18 protein-coding genes are annotated in these 21,565 nt (G+C 40.5%); 16 read left to right on the forward strand and 2 right to left on the reverse strand.

Annotated elements, in window-relative coordinates:
* The first annotated feature begins 15 nt into the window (after window positions 1–15).
* The 9 genes from murD to A379_RS13255 all read left to right on the forward strand — a co-directional run bounded on the left by murD (window position 16) and on the right by A379_RS13255 (window position 12,147).
* The gene (gene murD, locus A379_RS10580) at window positions 16–1,392 is read left to right on the forward strand and encodes a UDP-N-acetylmuramoyl-L-alanine--D-glutamate ligase (RefSeq protein WP_040727997.1); all 1,377 of its coding nucleotides are present in this window, start codon (window positions 16–18) and stop codon (window positions 1,390–1,392) included.
* Between the two features lie 81 nt (window positions 1,393–1,473).
* The gene (gene ftsW / locus A379_RS10585; RefSeq protein WP_081696399.1) at window positions 1,474–2,721 is read left to right on the forward strand and encodes a putative lipid II flippase FtsW; all 1,248 of its coding nucleotides are present in this window, start codon (window positions 1,474–1,476) and stop codon (window positions 2,719–2,721) included.
* A 71-nt stretch (window positions 2,722–2,792) separates the two neighbouring features.
* Window positions 2,793–3,869, forward strand: a complete 1,077-nt coding sequence (murG, locus tag A379_RS10590; protein ID WP_040727999.1) for an undecaprenyldiphospho-muramoylpentapeptide beta-N-acetylglucosaminyltransferase — start codon at window positions 2,793–2,795, stop codon at window positions 3,867–3,869.
* A 35-nt stretch (window positions 3,870–3,904) separates the two neighbouring features.
* On the forward strand, window positions 3,905–4,684 hold the full coding sequence (locus tag A379_RS10595; RefSeq protein WP_040728000.1) for an SDR family NAD(P)-dependent oxidoreductase: 780 nt from the start codon (window positions 3,905–3,907) through the stop codon (window positions 4,682–4,684).
* 351 nt (window positions 4,685–5,035) lie between these two features.
* Complete coding sequence (locus A379_RS10600; RefSeq protein WP_040728002.1) at window positions 5,036–7,066, forward strand: methyl-accepting chemotaxis protein; 2,031 nt, start codon at window positions 5,036–5,038, stop codon at window positions 7,064–7,066.
* 207 nt (window positions 7,067–7,273) lie between these two features.
* Entirely contained in the window at window positions 7,274–8,065 is a 792-nt protein-coding gene (gene lgt / locus A379_RS10605; protein WP_040728004.1) for a prolipoprotein diacylglyceryl transferase, read from the forward strand.
* Between the two features lie 154 nt (window positions 8,066–8,219).
* Window positions 8,220–9,053: a thymidylate synthase gene (locus A379_RS10610; RefSeq protein ID WP_040728006.1), complete on the forward strand. Its 834-nt coding sequence runs from the start codon at window positions 8,220–8,222 to the stop codon at window positions 9,051–9,053.
* Window positions 9,050–9,541, forward strand: coding sequence for a type 3 dihydrofolate reductase (folA, locus tag A379_RS10615; RefSeq protein ID WP_040728007.1), 492 nt, complete (start codon window positions 9,050–9,052; stop codon window positions 9,539–9,541). The genes A379_RS10610 and folA overlap by 4 nt, the downstream gene beginning before the upstream one ends.
* Before the next feature lie 125 nt (window positions 9,542–9,666).
* Entirely contained in the window at window positions 9,667–12,147 is a 2,481-nt protein-coding gene (locus A379_RS13255; RefSeq protein WP_040728008.1) for a methyl-accepting chemotaxis protein, read from the forward strand.
* A 208-nt stretch (window positions 12,148–12,355) separates the two neighbouring features.
* Here A379_RS13255 and A379_RS10625 read toward each other — a convergent pair whose 3' ends face one another.
* Both A379_RS10625 and A379_RS10630 read right to left on the reverse strand, forming a co-directional pair.
* Window positions 12,356–13,156, reverse strand: coding sequence for an iron chelate uptake ABC transporter family permease subunit (locus A379_RS10625; protein WP_232744845.1), 801 nt, complete (start codon window positions 13,154–13,156; stop codon window positions 12,356–12,358).
* Window positions 13,153–14,016 carry an ATP-binding cassette domain-containing protein gene (locus tag A379_RS10630; RefSeq protein ID WP_081696400.1) on the reverse strand — a complete coding sequence of 288 codons (864 nt, stop codon included), beginning with the start codon at window positions 14,014–14,016 and terminating at the stop codon, window positions 13,153–13,155. The genes A379_RS10625 and A379_RS10630 overlap by 4 nt, the downstream gene beginning before the upstream one ends.
* 107 nt (window positions 14,017–14,123) lie before the next feature.
* Here A379_RS10630 and A379_RS10635 point away from each other — a divergent pair, with 107 nt between their 5' ends.
* The 7 genes from A379_RS10635 (at window position 14,124) to A379_RS10665 (ending at window position 21,556) form a co-directional block, all read left to right on the forward strand.
* The gene (locus A379_RS10635) at window positions 14,124–15,194 is read left to right on the forward strand and encodes a zinc ABC transporter substrate-binding protein (RefSeq protein ID WP_051145169.1); all 1,071 of its coding nucleotides are present in this window, start codon (window positions 14,124–14,126) and stop codon (window positions 15,192–15,194) included.
* Between the two features lie 18 nt (window positions 15,195–15,212).
* Window positions 15,213–16,010: a hypothetical protein gene (locus A379_RS10640; protein ID WP_040728009.1), complete on the forward strand. Its 798-nt coding sequence runs from the start codon at window positions 15,213–15,215 to the stop codon at window positions 16,008–16,010.
* Between the two features lie 106 nt (window positions 16,011–16,116).
* Window positions 16,117–17,631 carry a Fe-S cluster assembly protein SufB gene (gene sufB / locus A379_RS10645; RefSeq protein WP_106381701.1) on the forward strand — a complete coding sequence of 505 codons (1,515 nt, stop codon included), beginning with the start codon at window positions 16,117–16,119 and terminating at the stop codon, window positions 17,629–17,631.
* Window positions 17,632–17,701: 70 nt separating this feature from the next.
* The gene (sufC, locus tag A379_RS10650) at window positions 17,702–18,460 is read left to right on the forward strand and encodes a Fe-S cluster assembly ATPase SufC (RefSeq protein WP_040728011.1); all 759 of its coding nucleotides are present in this window, start codon (window positions 17,702–17,704) and stop codon (window positions 18,458–18,460) included.
* A 19-nt stretch (window positions 18,461–18,479) separates the two neighbouring features.
* A complete protein-coding gene (sufD, locus tag A379_RS10655; RefSeq protein ID WP_051145170.1) occupies window positions 18,480–19,817 on the forward strand; it encodes a Fe-S cluster assembly protein SufD in 1,338 nt (445 codons plus the stop codon).
* Between the two features lie 56 nt (window positions 19,818–19,873).
* Window positions 19,874–21,103 carry an aminotransferase class V-fold PLP-dependent enzyme gene (locus A379_RS10660; protein ID WP_040728012.1) on the forward strand — a complete coding sequence of 410 codons (1,230 nt, stop codon included), beginning with the start codon at window positions 19,874–19,876 and terminating at the stop codon, window positions 21,101–21,103.
* Between the two features lie 108 nt (window positions 21,104–21,211).
* Window positions 21,212–21,556 carry an ATP-binding protein gene (locus A379_RS10665; RefSeq protein ID WP_040728013.1) on the forward strand — a complete coding sequence of 115 codons (345 nt, stop codon included), beginning with the start codon at window positions 21,212–21,214 and terminating at the stop codon, window positions 21,554–21,556.
* Window positions 21,557–21,565 lie beyond the last annotated feature (9 nt).

Below are 21,565 nucleotides of genomic sequence, written 5' to 3' on the forward strand. Positions count from 1 at the left end.
AAGAGAGTTTTGTAAATGTATTTAGTGGCAGGGTTAGGAGTTACAGGTCAGTCCGTACTGCGTTATTTTCAGACACAGGGTGAGCCTTGTTTCGCTTTTGATACGCGTATCAGTCTCGATGTAACTGAGCTACAAACTCAGTTTTCTGACGTACAGTTTGCCTTGGGTGAGATTCCTTCTAGCTGGCTTAAACAGTTTGACTTTATTGTTTTAAGTCCAGGTATCGCTCTGTCTGAACCGTGGGTAGCGGCATTGCAAAAGATGGGCAAACAGGTGGTTGGTGATATTGAACTGTTTGCACGAGCCGTTGGTGCACCCGTTATTGCTATTACGGGTTCAAATGGTAAAAGTACCGTCACAACGATTACCGGTATGGCTCTTCAGGAGGCAGGTTATCACGTTGGGGTGGGTGGAAATATTGGTCAACCTGCTCTCGATTTATTGATTGATGACAATGAATATGACGTTTATGTACTGGAATTATCGAGTTTTCAATTAGAAACCACTTACTCTTTAACGACTATCTCTTCGACGGTATTGAATATCTCAGAAGATCATATGGATCGCTATTTGGGTATTGAGGACTATATTCAAGCCAAAACCAAGGTGTTTGCCGATACTGAACTTGCGGTAATACCGAAAGAACTTGGGGTAGAAGGCGTGATTCATCATGGAAAAATAGTGCGCTTTTGTATTGAAGAAGGCTCTATTAAAAGTGATAAAGATTACGGCATTATGCAACACAACAACCAGGCCTGGTTAGGTCATGGCGAGTGTCCGCAAGTGCCTGTTTCCGCGATGAAGTTACAAGGCCATCACCACCAATTAAACGCTTTGGCTATGTTGGCATTATGCCGCCCATTTCATATCGATAATGCCTGTTTTGAAAAGGTATTAAATGAGTTTACTGGTTTACCGCATCGTACCGAGGTCGTGGAAGTCGCTAATGATATCACCTGGGTGAATGATTCAAAAGGTACTAATGTGGGTGCAACTATTACCGCCATTAACAGTGTGGGGCAACAAACTAAAGGCCGATTGATTTTGATTGCAGGTGGCGTGGGTAAAGAGGCGGACTTTTCTGGCTTACAAGCACCTATAAATAATTATTGTAAACAAGTGATTTTATTTGGCCGCGATCAGGATTTGATAGCTCAAGCGTTTTCATTTGAGAAATGCAATGCTTTTACTGAAGAGATGCTGGTTAAGGTGGATGATTTGGCTTCGGCGGTTGCGATTGCTTTAGAAAATGCTTTGCCTAATGACTGTGTACTCTTTTCACCCGCTTGTGCGAGTTTTGATCAATACACCAATTATGTTAAACGAGGAGAGCACTTTATTGAGTTAGTGCATCAAGCTTGTAATGTGATTCGTGTAAATGAAAACGCCTAATCAACCTGTAATCTACCAGGCCTGGTAAAATCAAAATGAACTTAATTGCTAAAATTAAAACGATCAAAATAAAATAAACCAATGAAATCATTATTTCACACCTTAAAACAGCAAAACAAAACCTGGCCAATGGACTTTTGGTTATTAGGCTTGGTTGTTATTTTGGCGGTAATGGGTTTAACCATGGTGGCCTCAAGTTCTGTTGCTATCAGTCAAAGCCGTTTTGGTAATCCTGACCACTATTTTTTTCGGCAACTTATGTCGATGGGATTAGGCGGTTTTGCCGCCTATATCTTCTTTCAAGTTCCGCTGGCGTTTTGGGAGAAACATCGCGGTAAAATCTTTTTATTTGCCATTTTCCTGTTAGTTGCGGTATTGATTTTTGGGCGTGAAATAAACGGTAGTAAACGTTGGCTACCGCTGGTTGTTATGAATTTTCAGCCATCGGAGTTTATGAAGCTTGCTATCGTGGTCTTTATGGCGGGCTATTTAGATAAACATGCCTCAGCGGTAAAAGAGGATTTTGGTGCGGTTATTCGTTTGGCGTTACCGTTTGGTTTAATGGCGATTTTGCTGTTAATGGAACCAGATTACGGCAGTACCTTTGTTATAGCGGTGATTATTACGGGTATGTTATTGATTGCAGGGGCGCCTTGGCGTTACTTTGTATTGACAGTTTTACCGATGGTCACCATTTTGGTCGCATTGGTCGTCACCTCAAAATACCGTATGGCGCGAGTCAGTAGTTTCTTAGACCCTTGGCAAGACCCCTTTGGCGCAGGTTATCAATTAACTCAAGCTTTAATTGCCTCTGGAAGTGGCGAATGGTTTGGTGCAGGTTTGGGGGCAAGTGTACAAAAGCTTTTATACTTACCTGATGCGCACACTGACTTTTTATTCTCAATTTACGCCGAAGAGTTTGGTTTTATTGGTGTGGTGTTTTTGGTTGGGCTCTATTTGGCGATTTTGTATCGTCTATTCCGAATAGGTCGTAAAGGTATTGAAGCGAATCACTTTTTTGGCGGTATGGTCGCTTACGGTATTGGTATTTGGATTATTTTGCAAGCGGGCATCAATATGGGGGTAAACCTCGGTGCCTTTCCTACCAAAGGGTTAACTCTGCCATTTATGAGTTATGGCGGTAGTAGTGTTTTATTGTTGAGTATCGCTTTGGCGGTGGTGTTTAGGGTTGATTATGAAACCCGTTTTTATCCACGAGAACCAAAAGAAGAGAAGAGTGAAGACGATGTTGACAGCAACCAAATAGAAAGCAAGCCTCGTAAACGCAGACGAGTTCAATCCGACTCACGCGGTGTTGCGGGAAGTTAGCTTGGTTTTTCACTTCCACTTTCTAAAGTGATGATGACTTTAGATTTCTAAATAACAAACAGTAGACTTGTATGACGCAGATAAAGAAAGTTTTAATCATGGCTGGCGGAACGGGTGGCCATGTTTTTCCAGGTATTGCTTTGGCAGAAGCCTTAAAAGCGAAAGGGGTTGATGTTTTTTGGTTGGGTACCGAAGGCGGTATGGAAGCCACCTGGGTAAACAACGCACAAATCCCATTGTATAAAATCACCATTAAAGGTTTGAGAGGCAATGGCTTAAAAGGGTGGTTACAAGCCCCTGTTAATGTCACAAAAGCGTGGTCGCAAGCCAAAAAAATCATGCAAGATATTCAACCCGATTTGGTGTTGGGTATGGGCGGTTTTGTTTGCGGGCCTGGAGGCTTGGCGGCAAAATCGTTGGGCATTCCATTAGTTCTTCATGAACAAAATGCGATTCCAGGATTAACCAATAAACTTTTAGCCCCATTGGCTCGATTAGTTATAACCGCTTTTCCGCAAAAGAAAATCACGGGTAAACAGGTTGTTAATATTGGTAACCCTGTTCGCGCTGGTTTAGAAGAGATTGAAGTAGTAGAAAATACTCAACCCTGTCATTTATTGGTATTGGGCGGGAGTAGAGGGGCATTGGCTTTAAATGAAATCTTGCCTAAAGCTTTGGCGTTAATGGATGAAACGATTCGCCCTGTGGTCAAACACCAAACAGGCGAGAAAACCTTAGAGCTAGCTCAAAAATCCTACGATGATGCTGGGATTCAGGCGGATGTGGTGCCTTTTATTGACAATATGTTGTTAGCCTATGCCAGTGCAGATATGTTGTTGTGTCGGTCTGGCGCGCTTACCGTGAGCGAACTAATGGCAAGTGCTCGACCAGCGATTATGGTGCCTTATCCTCATGCGGTGGATGACCATCAAACCGCTAATGCACAAGCCTTGGTGGATATGCATGGTGGCGAAATTATTCAACAAAAGAACTTAACACCAGAAGGGTTGGCTCAATCGCTAACCGTTTGGTGTGAACAGCCCGAAAAAAGGGTGGCAGCCTCTTTGAGTATTCGAGAGCGAGCGAAAACAGAAGCAACACAACAAATCGTTGAAAAATTGCTCGCTATTATGGCCACACCGCATTAACAAAGTGTGACTAAAAAACAGATTTAGGGTAGAGAATGAAAGGCTTAAAAGACAAACGTATTTTAATTACTGGGGCTTCAAGTGGTATTGGTGCAGGTATGGCTAAAGTGCTTGCGCGTGAAGGCTGTAAATTGGTTTTACATTACAACCAGAATGTATCAGGTATTCAAAATACATTGCAAGAAGTGAAACAGCTTGGCGCTAAAGTCAAATTAGTAAAATGCGATTTTAAAGAACTTTCAAGTTTAAATGATTTTTTTAACCAGGCCTGGTCACTTTATGATGGCCTTGACGGTTTAGTGAATAATGCAGGTATTGTGACCAAAAGCACCGCCTTAAAAGACCCTTTAGGTGAAAAGTTTGCCGAAACTCTGGCGGTGAATTTACAAGCGCCTTATCAACTCAGTACCGCATTTGCTAATGCGTGTATTAAAGCCAAACAACCTGGAGCGATTGTCAATAATAGCAGTATTCATGGGCAGGCAACTTGCGAGTGGTTTTCGGCTTATGCAGCTTCTAAAATGGGGTTGGATGCAATAACCAAAGTTCAGGCGGTAGAGTGGGGGCAATATGGGATTCGTGTTAACGGTTTAGCGCCAGGTGTTGTACCTGTTGAACGCACTCATAAAATTTTAAATGACCCTGCTATGGCAAAAAAATGGACGGAACAGATGCCCGCTGGCCGTTACGGAACGGTGGAAGAGATGGGCGAAGCCACGGCCTATTTACTTTCAGATGCTACCCAGTGGATGACAGGATCGATTTTAACGATTGATGGCGGACTGATTGCACGAGGCAATTATCCAGTACGTTAAATCGTAAAGAAACACAAAGGCACGAAGGCTCGAAGTTTTTTAATATATCGACCTTATAGAGCTTATGTATAGAGCTTATGTATAGATCTTATGTATAGGTTTTATTTTCATCGATTTACCTACAAATCAATTGGTGTTATGTTCTTTTAACTTAAATTAACTTGGCTAAACTCGACCAGGCCTGGTTGGTTTTATCGTTAAAGTTTATTTTTATCTGCAAATTTTTGAATGAAACCTATTCAAATTCTCTTCTTTTCTCTGTGACTTTTTAGATTAAAGCATTTCCACAATCAATCAATGGCATTTAAATTGCTAGTGTTCTTACATATGTCAAAAAACTGAAGAAATAGTATGAAAGACTGGTTACGAAAACTCACAATCAAACAGAAAATGCGTTTTGGATTCGGTGTAATCTGGGGCGTTCTAGCTATCATTACCATTCAAGCAGCGGTCAATCTTGCCGTTGTGCGATCGAATATGTCTGAGGTGGTTGAGAAACAGCAACCGATTGCGCTTGCCGCAAAACAATCTGCATTTTTATTAGAAAAAAGTATGAATGCCTTGAGTATGTATATTTTGATGAATGATGAAAATGTGCTGAAACTCTATGAGGATGGTCTTGCATCGGTCAAACAAAATATGGCTCAATCCAAAAAAGATTTACAAGAATTTGGTACAGAGCAAAAAGTTTTATTAGAAAAGTACCAGCAATTAGAAAAGCATATGTTGCAGTTAGATGCATTGGTATTAGAAGTAAAGAGTTTTCAAAAAAGTCGAACGGCAAAATTTCCCGCTTTTAAATATGTAAACAACAATATGATGGCGATTGCTAATCAGGTTCAGCAGGTAATCTCTTCAATGATCAACTCTGAATTATCTGAGCTTTCTCAGGACAGAGAAGGGGTGATTGGAGATTTACTGAGTTTACAAAAGACCTGGTTAAATGTAACCAGTAGTTTACGGGGTTATATTGGTTTTAGAAGCCAGACTATGTCAGAAGCAACCGATAATTATTTAGATCTTTTTGAGCAAGTACTGCAGAAACTTCAAAACCAAAGAGCAGTAGAGCTTACCTTTGAAGAAGAGGAAGGATTAAGTGCTTTGGCGGCCCTTTATGAGTCTTACCGTGAACATTATATGGTGGTAAAAGGCATACATGGCGGTGAAAAATGGCGTATGGATGTGTGGTTTATGAATAATAAAATCCAACCCGTTTTTAATCAACTGGATGAGGAGTTAATCGCGATTTCAGATTTGGCCGTCTCTGAAGTTGAAAGCATGAGTGAAAGTGTTTTACAGCTGAGTTTAAACAGTATTATTATCTTATTGTTACTCTCTTTTATTGGACAGGTTGCGGGCATGTTGGTCTCAAGAAGGGTAACAGCTTCTGTGGTAAACCCTATACAAGAAATTTCAGCCGCGATGAAAGATATCTCTGAAGGAGAGGGGGATTTGACCCGAAGATTGCCTGTAAATAGCTCGGATGAGGTTGGCAAGCTGGCTGAACATTTCAACCTCTTTGTTGAACGGATTCATACCATGTTGTCTGAGGTGGCAAACACCATTAATCAACTGGAAGTCTCTTCTGGTGAATTATTAGGCATTACACAAAAGGCCAAAAGTGGTGCTCAACAGCAGTTATCCGCCACGGGCGGTTTGTCAGCATCGATGATTGATATGACAGAAAAATCAAAAAGTGTGGAAGATCACTCTCATAACACCTCTCGAGCCACTCAGGAAGCGGCAGATCGAGTCAAAAAAGGGGGCGAGATGGTTATTAGCACCGCTGATCAGATGCAGCAGTTATCAACAGGGATGGATGAAATGAACGCTTCCGTTAACCTCTTGAGAGAAGACAGCGAATCAATTGGTACAGTGGTCAATGTCATTCGAGAGATTGCTGAGCAAACCAATTTGCTCTCTTTAAATGCTGCGATTGAAGCGGCTCGTGCTGGTGAGCATGGTAGAGGGTTTGCCGTGGTTGCAGATGAAGTGAGAGGTTTGGCGCAGAGAACACAAGAATCAACCGTTGAAATTGAAAAAATCATTGATAAAATTCGTACGGCTACCTTATCAACTGTCGAGGTCGTGCAGTCTGGACAAGGTGCTACAAAAGCCAGTTGTGAAGCGATTTCCAAAACAAAAGCGGCTTTACAACCTGTGATTATTTTAATGGAAGATATTAATCAGATGAGCCAACAGATGTCGAGTGCCGCTCATGCACAAAGCGTTTTAGCTCAAGAGATTAATCAGAATATTAGTCAAATACATGATGTTACTGAAAGCGCCGCTCAAGGAGCTAATAGCACTGAACAAGCAGGCAATCATCTGCAACACTTGGCAGATAAGTTAGAAGGCTTGGTGCATCAGTTTAAGATTTAAGAATTACTACAAATTAGATTTCATTAAAACCAATCCCAAAAAGCGACCAGGCCTGGTCGCTTTTTTGTTTCTATGGTATTGGATTTCTTTTGGGGTTGATTAGATGTAAATCTGCATCTAAGAAACTATATAATGCAAAGTAGATTTTTACTTGTCACCTAAAACGTGACTTATTTTAAAATAACAAATTGAGTTTACAGTTATCTTATGTGGTCTTACCCAAATATCGATCCCGTTGCCCTTGATTTAGGCTTTTTGCAAATTCATTGGTATGGCTTAATGTATTTAATCGCCTTTGCTGGCGGCTGGTTTTACGGCGTATATAGAGCGAGAAATATCGAGCCTTGGAATTCAGAAATGGTAGGCGACCTGCTGTTTTATGTCGCTATGGGCGTTATTCTAGGTGGACGAATTGGTTATATTCTGTTTTATGACCTCAGTCATTATCTTGAGCAACCTTTAGATGTTTTTAAAGTCTGGCAAGGTGGAATGTCTTTTCATGGTGGTCTTTTAGGCGTAACGGTTGCCATGCTTCTGTTTGCTAGAAAAACTCAGCAAAGCTTGTTTCAAGTGGCAGACTTTGTTGCCCCGCTTATCCCTATTGGTTTGTTGACAGGTCGCATTGGTAACTTTATCAATGGCGAGCTTTGGGGAAAAACAACCGACTCGTCTTTAGGTATGTGGGTTTACGATCCAATGATTCAGCAAACCATCCAAAAATACCCAACACAGCTTTTAGAAGCTCTGCTTGAAGGCGTTGTATTGTTTATTTTACTGGCCTGGTATGGAAGAAAACCGAGAGCACCAGGCGCTATTGCTGGAATGTTTTTAATTGGTTATGGGGTATTCCGATTCCTGGTTGAGTTTTGGCGAGTACCCGATGCTCAGCTGGGCTATCTTTTATGGAACTGGTTAACCATGGGGCAATTGCTGTCATTACCGATGGTGCTCATTGGGTTGTTGTTGGTTCTATACAAAAATAAGGGTAATCGTATTTAATGAGAGCTTTGCTTGGGACGAGATAAAAACGAGAAAGAAGATTTGCCAGGCCTGGTAACTTTTTCGTATCGTTACTCACCGATACTGAGCTCTCTTAAAAACTTCGTGTCTTCGTGACTTCGTGGTTAATTTTAAAGAAAGAAGCGAAATAATTATGCAGCAGTATTTAGATTTATTAAGTCATATTTTGGAAAATGGAACCGATAAAGGCGATAGAACGGGTACGGGTACACGTTCTGTATTTGGTTATCAAATGCGATTTGATTTACAACAAGGTTTTCCATTAGTCACCACAAAAAAACTACATATTCGCTCTATTGTGCATGAGTTATTGTGGTTTTTAACAGGTGATACCAATATCCAGTATTTGAAAGATAATGGGGTTCGTATTTGGGATGAATGGGCGACCGAATCAGGTGATTTAGGGCCGCTTTATGGAAAGCAATGGGTCGCTTGGCAGAAGCCGAACGGTGAAACGATTAATCAAATTGCCGAAGTGGTTGAAACCCTTAAAAACAACCCTAATAGTCGCCGAATGATTGTGACCGCTTGGAACCCAGCAGACTTGCCTGATGAATCTATTAGCCCTCAGCAAAATGTCGAAAATGGGCAAATGGCATTAGCGACCTGTCACGCCTTTTTTCAGTTTTACGTGGCTAATGGCAAGCTCTCCTGCCAGTTATACCAACGCAGTGCAGATACCTTTCTTGGTGTGCCATTCAATATTGCCAGTTATGCGCTATTAGTGCATATGATGGCTCAACAGACAGGCCTGGAAGTTGGTGAGTTTGTCTGGACTGGTGGCGATGTGCATCTCTATAACAATACCATTGAACAGGCAAAAGAGCAGTTAACTCGTGCGCCTTACCAACTGCCTAAATTAGTGATTAAACGTCAGCCTGAAACGATTTTTGACTACAAGTTTGAGGACTTTGAAATTGTGGGTTATGAATCTCATCCGCATATTAAAGCCACGGTGTCCGTATGAAGATTGCAATGATTGCCGCTATGGCAAAAAACCGAGTGATTGGTTTAGATAATGACATGCCTTGGCATTTACCCGATGATTTAAAGTTTTTTAAGGCGGTAACCACTGGAAAGCCCGTTATTATGGGAAGAAAAACCTTTGAATCGATTGGTTCTAAACCTTTACCTAACCGCCCAAATTATGTCATTAGTCGCCAAATGGATTTGAATACTGAGGGAGTAAAGGTGTTTAGTTCTGTGGAAGCGGCACTATCTGAACTTTCTGAGGCTGAAGAAGTCATTATTATGGGGGGTGGCCAACTATATACCATGATGCTTCCTAAGGCGGATAAACTCTATCTAACATTAATTGATGCAGATATTGATGGTGATACCCACTTTCCTGACTGGACTCGGTTGGCATGGAATGAGCTTGCAAGAGAGCATCATGCAAAAGATGAACGTCATGCGTATGAGTTTGATTTTGTTACCCTTGAAAAGGGGGAATAAAAACTATTAGTTATTAGATAGTAAACTCTTATCACCTGAAGGAATCCTTTCCTCTAGAATGGCGTACACGAATAGAGAACAATAAAGTCATTAACAATGAAGTAGGCTTTAAAAATGGAGTGTCTATGTCAATTAAAACGAAGATGATTCTTGGAATCATTGGAACGCTTGTTTTATTGCTTTTGGGAAACCTAGCAACGCAGTACCTTACTAATCAGACAAATAAAACCCTTTCAATTGTTATTGATGTCAATGGTGAAAAGTTGGCATTACTTAATCATCTTAAAAACACCTCTGATAGACGAGAAATTCAACTCCTAAACTTAGTTCTCTTTGATGAAGATGAGGAGGGTTATGACGAAAAAATGGCAAAAGGCCGAGACGTTCTAAAAGAGACGGCGGACGACATATTTAAAATCTTTGAACGTTTAAATAAAATTGATTTAAATGCAGAAGAATCAAAAATATATGAAGAGTTAAAAGCAAACGTAGCGAGTGCAAACACTTCTTTTGGTAGTTTTATGACCGCAATTAATGAGGGTTTTAGGGATGAAGCGGTTGTTATTATGCAGGAAGAGTTTAGGCCAAAGTATCAATCTTTTGCTGATATTGTTGAGAAATTTAGAGATTATGAAATTACCCAAAACTCGCTAGCAATAGAGAATTTACACGCTGAACAGGAGCAAAGTTCCGTATACCTTTGGGGTGGTTTTGCTGTCATAGTTGTACTGTTTTCAATTATCGGTTTTTTGGTTATGCGCAGTTTGCTGAAGCCTATTACTGAGATGGAAAACACCATGCTTAAAATTGTTGAAACAGGTGAGTTGAAGCATCGTATCAAAGTGTATGGCAAGGATGAACTTGCAATTACTTCACAAGCAGTGAACGCTTTATTAGAAGATATTAGTCGTTCTGTTTTTTCCGTTAATGATGTTTTAAAAGATGTTTCAAAAGGTCAGTTTGACAGTGAAGTCTCCTTTGAATTAAAAGGGGATTTTATGCAAATGAAGAACGAAGTAAACAGCTCTGTGCACCAAATCCGTTCTGTCATGAATGTGATTGAAAAAACAGCGCAAAATTTCCGTGCAGGTGTTCTTGAGGTTGATAAAGATGACTCAATTCAGCTAGAAGGTAAGTTTGCGGATGTTCTATATGATTTAGAGCGTTCTGCGGTACTCATGAAATCGAGCGTTAACTCAATCGCTGAAACACTTAATTATCTATCGCATGGTGACTTCTCAGTAAGGTCAGAAGCAGATGTGCTTGGTGACTTTATTCCGTTAAAAGAGTCTTTAAACTTAACCTTAAATGATTTAGAAAGCTTTGTGGAAGAGGTGGCAAAAGTCCAAGCTTCTATTAGTGAAGGGGATCTGACTAAGATTGTAAGTGGAACCTATTCGGGGAAAATGGCGGTTTTAAAAGACTCATTGAATAGTTCAGTAAAAAATACGGCTGTGATGGTCGCGAAAGTCGAGGCGATAACGCAGTCCGTTGTGAGTGGTGTGCAGAATTTGGCTCAGGGTAACAGTGAGATTAGCAACCGAGTACAAGAGCAAGCCGCCGCTTTAGAAGAAACTTCAGCGTCAATGGAGGAGATGACAAGTGCGGTGCGTCAAAATGCAGATAACGCTTTTCAAGCCAAAGAAAAAACCACAGACGCTAGCCATCAGTTGGAAGCGGGTTTGGTGACGATGCAAAAAGCACTTAACTCAATGTCGGAGATGTCAGCTGCGAGTCAGAAGATTAATGATATTACGACCTTAATTGATGGCATTGCTTTCCAGACAAATCTATTGGCACTGAATGCGGCTGTAGAAGCAGCTCGTGCAGGAGAGCATGGACGAGGTTTTGCGGTTGTGGCAGGAGAGGTAAGGAATCTAGCAGGTAAATCGGCAGAAGCGGCTGGTGAGATTAAACACCTAATAGAAAATAGTGTGAAAATCAGTGAAGAAAGTGGCTTGTATGTTGGTCAAACCAGTGAAGTCTTGAGTACAATCAATGCCACGATGCTTGAAGTGAGTGAGATGGTTGCGGACATCTCAGGAACCAGTGAAGAGCAAGCGAGAGGTGTTGAGCAGGTTAATAGTGCGGTAATGTCTATGGATGAGATGACACAGAAAAATGCCGCGATTGTGCAAACGGCCGCTGAATCAAGTAAAGCGCTACTAGACAATGCTGGTACCCTGCAAGAACAGGTGAGTTTATTTAATGTTGATAACGTGGTTTCACAGAGAATGGCTAAGTTAATCAACTCTAAAACGGCGAGTCAATTTGAGAAAATGATTGAGGCTCACTTGGCTTGGAAAGGTAAAATTCGCGCCTATGTTGAAGGTGTGGATATTGGTGTAACCTATGAGTCGGCGACTGACCATACCGCCTGTATCTTAGGCAAGTGGTACTATTCAGATGGTCAGGCCTTTATGCATATTCCTCAAATGGTTCAGCTAGGTGATGAGCATATGCAGATGCACCAAGGGATTAAAACGGTAATGGATGCCAAGTCTATTAATGATATTGATACCGTTGAAGCTGGTCTTGCTGAGATTGATGTGCAGAGTGAAAAAGTGGTTGAACTGCTTTATCAGATAATTGATCAGTTAGCTTAAAAGATAAGAAGCTTTAAATCAGGGTGAATAAAAAATAGAGGCGATAGGCCTCTATTTTTTTATTTGAAGCCTTTGCACGAGTCAAAGCTCGGTAAAAAAAGCTAAACTTATCCAAGTTGTTGCTGAAAGATGCAGTGAATAGTGAGAAATTCACTGCGTTTTTCTTATTTTTGTCTCGAGCAACACTCGTGCAAAGGTTTTATTTAAGTTAATTATTTTCTTGAGGCTTTAATAAAAGCAGTAGAAAAAGGATTGTGGCGGTCATCACAATAGAAGGACCAGTAGGTAGGTCTACTTGGTAAGAGACTAAAAGCCCTGAAATAATCGACAAGCAACCAATGATAATGCTGTATACCAGCATCTGTTCAGGTGAGTTTGATAGCCTTCTGGCTGCAGCTGCGGGAATAATTAATAAAGAAGTCACTAATAATACGCCCACAATTTTCATCGAGAGTGCGATCATAAAAGCTAACAATAAAACAAAAAGAAGCTGAACTCTTTTGACGTTTACCCCTTCAACTTGTGCAAGTTCTGGATTAAGTGTGACATTGAGTAATGCCTGCCAATGTTGTGCATAAAATAAGAGTATTAGAAGACTGGTTAAGAATATTAAGCCTAAGTCGATTTCATTGATGCTTAAAATGTCGCCAAATAAATAGGCCATTAAATCTACTTGAATATTGTCTTGTAAACTAATCAAGATGAGTCCAAATGCCAAACTGCTGTGTGCAAGTATGCCTAATAAGGTGTCTGACGACAGTTGTTTAAAATGGCTTAGCCAAAATATCATTGCCGCCACGAGCATTGAAATAACAATGACACTAAGTGTTAAATCCATTTCTAGAAAAAGACCAATACTAATACCAAGTAGCGCAGAATGCGCTAGGGTTGCGCCAAAGTAGGATTGGCGTTGCCAAACCATAAAAACGCCTAAAGGTGCAGAGATAATCGCTAGGCCAATACCACCAATAAGTGCATAGAACATGAAGTCAGGTAGCCAGTTCATCATAATGTTTTTCCATTGTTATTAGGCTCAGACTTTGCCGTAAGAGCAGTTTCTTGTTCATTATGATGGTGGTGGCCATGAGTATGGTCGCAAGCATCATTATTATGATGATGTTCATAAAAGGCTAAGCTTTCAGAGAGATCACCGAATAGAGCCTGAAATTCTGATGATTTACTCACGTTCTGTGGGTGTCCTGTGCAACACATATGTTGGTTTAGGCAGAGTACTTCATCGGTGTGTTTCATTACGATGTGTAGGTCGTGACTGACCATTAAAATACCGCAGCCATACTCATGTCTAATTTTATTAATATAGTCGTAGATTTCAGTCTGCCCTTGCAAATCAACACCTTGGACAGGTTCGTCTAGTACTAATAAGTTGGGCTTTCTAATCAATGCACGAGCGAGTAGAATGCGCTGCATTTCTCCACCAGAGACTTTTTGGATAGGTTGATTTAATAGTTCGTTGATATCTAGATCATGGGTGGTTTTTTCGATCAGTGTGTTAGAATGCGTGGCCTGAAAACGACCTCGAACAAGACTCTTTAAAAAATGGGTTTGTGGCAAGCCTAACTCTAAAAAGCGTTTAACGGTCATTGGTAGCGTTGGGTCAATTTGGATTTTTTGTGGCATAAAACCAATTTGTAAATTTGCTTGGCGAGTGACTAATCCTTGAGATGGCTTGATTAAGCCAAGTAAAATTTTAAGTAAAGTCGATTTTCCTGCGCCATTAGGCCCAATTAACGTCACAATCTCTTTAGGAAAAATTTGTAACGAGATTTGCTGTAAAACGCTGTTAGAACCAAACTGATGGGAGATGTTCTCTGCTTTAATCAGTGGTTTTTGGTTTTGTGAGAACTGCACGATGACGAGAGCCTTTAATTATTGGGTAACACAGAGTGCGAATAATATAGTATATAGCCTTAATTTAGCTTATATGAGCTTTAAAAGGATAAGGATGAATTAATGTTATGAATATTTTATCGAGTTTGAATCATAAAGTATTAAAAGAAGTACGAAAAGAATTAAAACGGCTTCTATTTGGAGAAAAAAGGCGTTTGGATTTATTTAAATCTTATTCCTCTCTGATGGCTTTTTGTGCTCTGCCTTTATTGGGCTTCTCTCATTCAAGTTATGCAATTAATATTTCAACCTCAATTCCTCCTTTAGCAGGGATGATTGCTCCTTTGCTCTCTGAAGAGGATCATTTGGAAGTAATTCTAAAACCTGGAGCAAGTCCGCATGGTTTTCAATTGAAACCTTCAGACCTAAAAACGCTTCAACAAAGTGATTTAGTTCTATGGGTGGGAAGTCCTGTTGATAGTTGGATGCAGAAACCATTATCTAATCTTAAAGGCAATGAATTATCTATACAGGCTTTGGTTGGTATTGAAGAGTTACCCATTAGACAGGGTGGTTTGTGGGAGAAAAAAGGGCATCAACATAAGCACTCTGAACATGCCGATGAACACGAAGAGCACGAACATGAAATTAGGATGGATGGTCACCTATGGGTGTCTGTTCATAATGCTCAGCGTTTAGTTCTAGCAGTGTCGAAACAGTTACAGTTATTGAAGCCTGAACAAGCTGGAGCCATAGAGCAAAGAACCCAGGCCTGGTTGTTACAATTGGCAGATACAGATCGACAAATCGTTAACCAACTACAACCCGTAAAAGAAGTTCCGTTTATGGTTTTGCATGACGCTTTTCAATATTTTGAACATCGTTATGACTTGAACGGTATTGGCTCTATCCAATTGAACCCATCTGTGTCACCAAGTCTTAAACGTGTGGCGGAATTGCGCGAAAAAATTAAGCAAGGTGATGTGCGTTGTGTGTTTAAAGAACCGCAATTTCCTGCCAAAAGAGTGTTGGCCGTAACCAAGGGGCTAGATGTGCAGGTGGGAAGTCTTGACCCAATTGGATTAGTTTCCAAAGATTATCAACAAAAAAATGATGCCGACTACTTGCCATATGACGTTTTTCTTAAGCAGTTGGCGAATCAATTTTATGATTGTTTAGCGCGTCCATCAGCCCAATAAAATAAAGATTGATTCAGAATGAATACACTTGAATCTCAAAATATTTTACTCATCGGTTTACCTGGTTCAGGTAAAAGCCGTGTAGCAGAGAGATTAAATAATCAGTTTGCTTGTTCAAAACTCACCGATGCGGATTTAATTCTAGAAAATCACCAAATTGAATTTACCAGGCCTGGATGTTTTGAGTGGCAAGATTTTATAAAAATGCCTAGTAACCATTCATCGTATGCGGTTTGGTGTGTGGTTGATATTCGCTCAATATTGCCAGGTGATGATTCTGCTTGGCTAAATACTCAACTACAGCGTTTATTAAAAATATCTGATGGCATCGTGTTTACTTTCAGTGAAGAGAGTTCCCTAGATGACCAGGCCTGGTGGGGTAAATGGGTTGTACAGAATAGGCCAGAGAATTCATCCTTGCCTGTTGTGCGTATGTTAAATCATGCCTTGCCAGAAAGCTTTAACGGCTTTACTAAAACAAATGACACCCAAGCGAGCTCATTAGAAGCTCGGGGGAGTGTCAAGAATGTATCCGAAAAAATAGAATGTTTTCACTTTAAGTTAGAACGGATTGTGTTGGATCATCTGCTTATGGTGTTGGATAACGCTCGACAGAACTTAGGCATGAATATTACCCGAGTGGTAGGAACGTTAAAAACACTAGAGTATCAAAATCTAGTCACGATAGAGGGAACCCCGTATCGTTGGGATACCTTTGCGGCAGAGTCCGATGACCAACTTGGCCAGTTAACAATTAGTGGTGTAAACCTTGAGAAAGCTTGGTTGTCAGAAATGATTCAGGCTTGTAAGGCTTGAGTTACTAAGTAAACGTCTGCGTGACGTTTGTTTTTAGGTTAGGCATGGACATTTCGATAATAACCCACTAAAATACTCTGATATTATAATTAGGCGATTTAGAATAATGGCTAACGCAGAAAAAATAACCGAACTACAACCAGAACATGGCTCTGATGAAAGTCAATATCAAGAGATAAATGACTTACTTTCTAAAAATCAGCACTACAAAGAGGGTTTTGTAACAACCACTAGCGTTGAAACCTTTGCAAAAGGGTTAAATGAAGAGGTTGTACGTGCGATTTCAGCAAAAAAGAATGAACCAGATTGGATGCTTGATTTCCGTTTAAAAGCCTTTGCTTACTGGAAAACACTTGAAGAACCTCATTGGGCTAAAGCCGAATATACGCCTTTAGATTATCAGGATTACAGCTACTATTCTGCTCCAGAGTGCGGTTCATGCGCAGGTACTTGCAGTACCGATGATGAGCAAAGTAATGAAATTGACCCTGAAGTGGCAAAAGCCTTTGCTGAATTGGGTGTGCCTATTACGGGGGATGATGCCAATGTAGCCGTTGATGCTATTTTTGACTCTATTTCTGTCTCAACGACCAAACGCGAAGATTTAGCTGAATTAGGTATTATTTTCTGCTCCTTTTCTGAAGCTGTTCAAGATTATCCCGAGATGGTGCAGAAATATATCGGTACCGTTGTGCCTCATCACGACAATTACTTTGCCGCACTTAACTCCGCGGTAGCCTCTGATGGAACCTTTGTTTATATACCTGAAGGGGTTCGTTGTCCGATTGATTTATCGACCTATTTCCGTATTAACGAAGCAAAAACTGGGCAGTTTGAACGTACTATCTTAATTGCCGATAAAGGCAGTTATGTTAGTTATTTGGAAGGCTGTTCAGCGCCAGTGCGTGACACCTATCAATTGCATGCCGCTGTGGTGGAAGTCATTGTGCATGAAGACGCTGAAGTAAAATACTCTACAGTGCAAAACTGGTATCCTGGCGATGAAGATTGTGAAGGCGGTATTTTAAACTTCGTAACCAAACGCGGTATTTGCGAAGGTAAAAACTCAAAGCTTTCATGGACACAAGCTGAAACAGGTTCGGCCATTACTTGGAAATATCCAAGTTGTATCTTAAAGGGCGATAACTCGATTGGTGAATTCTACTCGGTTGCTTTAACCAACCGCAGACAGCAAGCCGACACCGGTACAAAAATGATTCACATCGGTAAAAACACTCGAAGCACGATTATCTCTAAAGGGTTATCTGCGGGTAAAAGTGATAACACCTATCGTGGTCTAGTTAAAATTTTACCGAGTGCGGAAGGCGCAAGAAACTTTACCCAGTGTGATTCTATGCTGATTGGTGATCAGTGTGGAGCGCATACGTTTCCTTACATTGAAGTTGAGAACCCAACCGCGCAAATTGAGCATGAAGCGACCACTTCACGTATTGGTGAAGACCAGTTGTTCTATTGCAAGCAACGTGGAATCAGTGAACAAGATGCCATTTCAATGATTGTAAATGGCTTCTGTAAGGAGGTCTTTAGCGAATTACCGCTGGAGTTTGCTCAAGAAGCTGAAGAGTTACTGGCAATCAGTTTAGAAGGGTCTGTTGGTTAAATTGCTGAAGGGCAAATCCAATATTGACAGAACATATTACAAGAATTCATAAATAGAAAGTATTGATACCATGTTATTAAAAGTAGAAAACCTACAAGCAGAAATTGATGATAAGCAGATCTTAAAAGGCCTTAACCTAGAGGTTAAACCCGGTGAAGTGCACGCAATTATGGGGCCTAATGGGGCGGGTAAAAGTACGCTGGCTAATGTGCTATCTGGTCGTGATGATTACGAAGTGACGGCAGGTAGTGTTGAGTTTGATGGCGAAGACTTGCTTGAATTGGATGCTGAAGAACGAGCTCGTAAAGGGTTGTTTTTAGCTTTTCAGTACCCTGTAGAAATTCCTGGTGTGAGTAATAAGTTATTTATGCAAACCGCCTTAAATGCCATTCGTGAAGAGCGTGGTTTACCTGCATTAGACATGTTTGATTTTGATGAGTTTGCAAAAGCGAAAATCGACCTGTTGGATATGCGTGCCGATTTGCTAGAACGTTCTGTTAATGTTGGTTTCTCTGGTGGTGAGAAAAAACGTAATGATATTTTTCAGATGGCGTTATTAGAACCAAAGCTTTGTATTCTTGATGAGACCGATTCAGGTTTAGATATTGATGCTTTACGTGTTGTGGCGAATGGTGTGAATGCTCTGCGCTCTGAAGAGAGAAGTTTTATTGTTGTGACTCACTATCAACGTTTATTGGATTACATTAAACCTGATCATGTTCACGTTCTTTATAACGGCCGAATCGTTAAATCAGGTGGTTTTGAGTTAGTTCATGAGCTTGAAGAGAATGGTTACGACGACATCATTCAACAAAATCAAAACAATTAAAACGAGAGCGGATAATTACATGCAAAGAAAAATCTCTCCCGTAGCCAAAAAAGCGGTTGAACATTATGTGGCTCAATCGGAGTTGCTGAATGCGACTTGTCAAAGTGCTTCTTTACAAAAAATTCGCCAACAAGCCCAACAATTGTTGAATGAGCAGGGTTTTCCTACGCAGCGAGATGAGGAGTGGCAATACACTCGTTTAACAGGTTTTGTACAAAACCATTTTGCTATGCAACCTGCGGTACCCGTTACGAGTCAACAAGTTCGTCAGTTTATGCCTGGTTTCCCAGTCACGATGGTGGTGTTTGTTGATGGCTGGTTTAGTGAATCGTTATCCGATGATTTAGAAGCTCTGCCAAAAGGTGTGATTTATGAATCTTTTAGAGATATTGAATCCATCGCTGGTAATGCTGAAGTGTTATTTGAAAGAGAAAAACAGATAACTAAAGAGCCATTTGGTGTTTTAAATAGTCTTTTGTTAGCGGATGGTTTTTATCTTCAGTTAGCTGCCAATGCTTATATGGAAATGCCATTTTTTGTTTTGCATATCCAGACACAAAAAAATCAAATGAGCAATGTGCGTAATCGCGTTGAACTTGGCGAAAATGCAGAGTTAACTTTGGTTGAACGTTTTGTGTCTTTAGCCGAATTAACGGGCGAAACAGACAGTAGTGCCTGCACGAATGTTGTGACTGAAATTGAGATAGCTAAACAAGCGCGTTGTAAACAAATTGTGATGCAAGAGCAAAATGATAGCGCATTCTACTTCAATAACCAGTTTATCTATCAAGCGGATAATAGCAGTTTTCATAGTTTTTATGGCGGTTTAGGTTCGCAGCTTTCGCGCCATCAAAATCATATTTTGATGAATGGCGAATACATTGAAAGCCAGCAGAATAGCGCGTGTTTAGCTAAAGATAACCAAGTCGTTGACTCTCGTACAGATACCCAACATAACGATGTTTGGGGCACTAGTCAGCAGTTGCATAAATATGTATTAACCGATCACGCTATTGGCGTTTTTAATGGGATGATTCGTGTTGATCAAAAGGCACAAAAGACCGATGGTCAAATGGATAACAAAAACCTATTGTTATCAAATCAAGCCAAAATGGACACCAAACCTCAGTTAGAGATTTATGCGGATGATGTAAAGTGTTCTCACGGTTCTGCATCAGGTCAGATTGATAAAAATCAAATCTTCTATTTGCAAGCTCGCGGGATTCGTCGTGCAGATGCGATTAAGATGATTACCCATGCCTTCTTGCTTGAACCTGCAGAAGACATTAGTAATGAGCAAATCCGACACTGGGTAACAGATCGTCTTTCAGCAGGCCTGGTAAAAATCCATCAGTAATCAACAATTATCCTTTTATTTATTCACTGGTTTAAATAATGACTAACGGAACGAGTATGTCAACAAACACTATCGACTTTGCAAAAGTACGAGCGCAGTTTCCAATCCTAAACTTGGTTGAAAATGGACAACCGCTGGTTTATTTAGACAGTGGAGCGACATCACAAAAACCACAACGAGTGATTGATGCTTTAGAGCGCTATTACCGTGAAGAAAATGCAAATGTACATCGTGGTGTTTACGGTTTAAGTGAGCGGGCAACTGAAAAATATGAGGGCGCGCGTGAAACTTTAAGGGCCTTTTTAAACGCAAAAAGCACCAAAGAGATTGTTTTTGTTCGAGGAACCACTGAAGCAATTAATTTGGTTGCACAAAGCTGGGTTATGGAAAACCTGAAAGAGGGTGATGAAGTGATTGTCACCGAGATGGAACACCACTCAAACATTGTCCCTTGGCAGCTTTTAAGAGATCGCATGGGGATTCGTCTTATCGTGTTACGCATGAACCAGAAAGGCGAAGTCTGCATGAATGCACTTAAAAGTCTGGTTTCTGAAAAAACCAAGTTGGTTTCAGTGACGCATATGTCAAATGCATTAGGCACCATAAACCCTGTAAAAGAGATGGCTGAAATCGCGCATTCTGTGGGTGCAAAAATTATGATTGATGGCGCGCAAGCGACTCCGCATATGCAGGTGGATGTGCAAGATTTAGATTGTGATTTTTATGCGCTGTCTGGTCATAAAATGTATGGTCCAACAGGAATTGGTGTTTTGTATGCTAAAGAAGCTTTATTAGAAGCGATGCCACCTTATCAAGGTGGTGGAGATATGATTTACTCCGTGACCTTTGATAAAACAGAATACAACGTTTTGCCTTATAAGTTTGAAGCAGGAACCCCACATATCTCAGGTGCCATTGGCTTGGCTGCAGCGGTCGATTTTTTGAATGAAGTCGGTTTAGAAAATATCGCTAAGCATGAAGCAGAGCTATTGGCTTATGCGACTGAAAAATTATCTGAAATTGATGGGTTACAAATTATTGGTCAAGCAGAGCATAAAGGTGGTGTCGTCTCTTTTGTAATTGAAGGTGTACATCCTCATGATATGGCAACATTAATGGATCAAGATGGGATTGCAGTAAGGGCGAGCCATCATTGTGCGATGCCTGTTATGCAACACTTTAATGTACCAGCAACGATTCGTGCCTCATTTGGCGCTTATAATAACTTCGAAGATATTGACCGTTTAGTGGTTTCTATTCAAGAAGCTAAAGAGATGTTAATTTAAATTACTTGCACAGCCTAAGCTACCAGGCCTGGTAGCTTTTTAGATGTATCAATCTTAATACACCCAATATTTTAAAATTTCATTTCTGTTTTCAGTATATTAGTGATTATGAAATCAAATGAAACTATCTCTCTTAGCTGGATTCGCATCGAGTTAATTCCGCTTCCAAACATGGATGAGGCTTATCCTCAAACGGTATTTTGGTGGAATCCCGAGTTAGGTCTCTTGGAGGGAGATGTCGGCTTAATCAAAAGTTTGATTAACAATGCTTTGTCTAATGGTGTGGTCGCAACTCAATCAAGTGGCACAGTCGAAATAACTAACCCATATCAAAAACCAACCGAGTTAGCGGCTATTCTTGGTCAATTTTACTGGGTGATTCCTCAGCCCGTTTCAAAACCGTTTGAAAATATTGAGAATGCAGAGGGAATGACTTCTTCAACCATTCAATAATGTATTTTT

This window comes from Thiomicrorhabdus sp. Kp2, assembly GCF_000478585.1.
Classification (GTDB): Bacteria; Pseudomonadota; Gammaproteobacteria; order Thiomicrospirales; family Thiomicrospiraceae; genus Thiomicrorhabdus.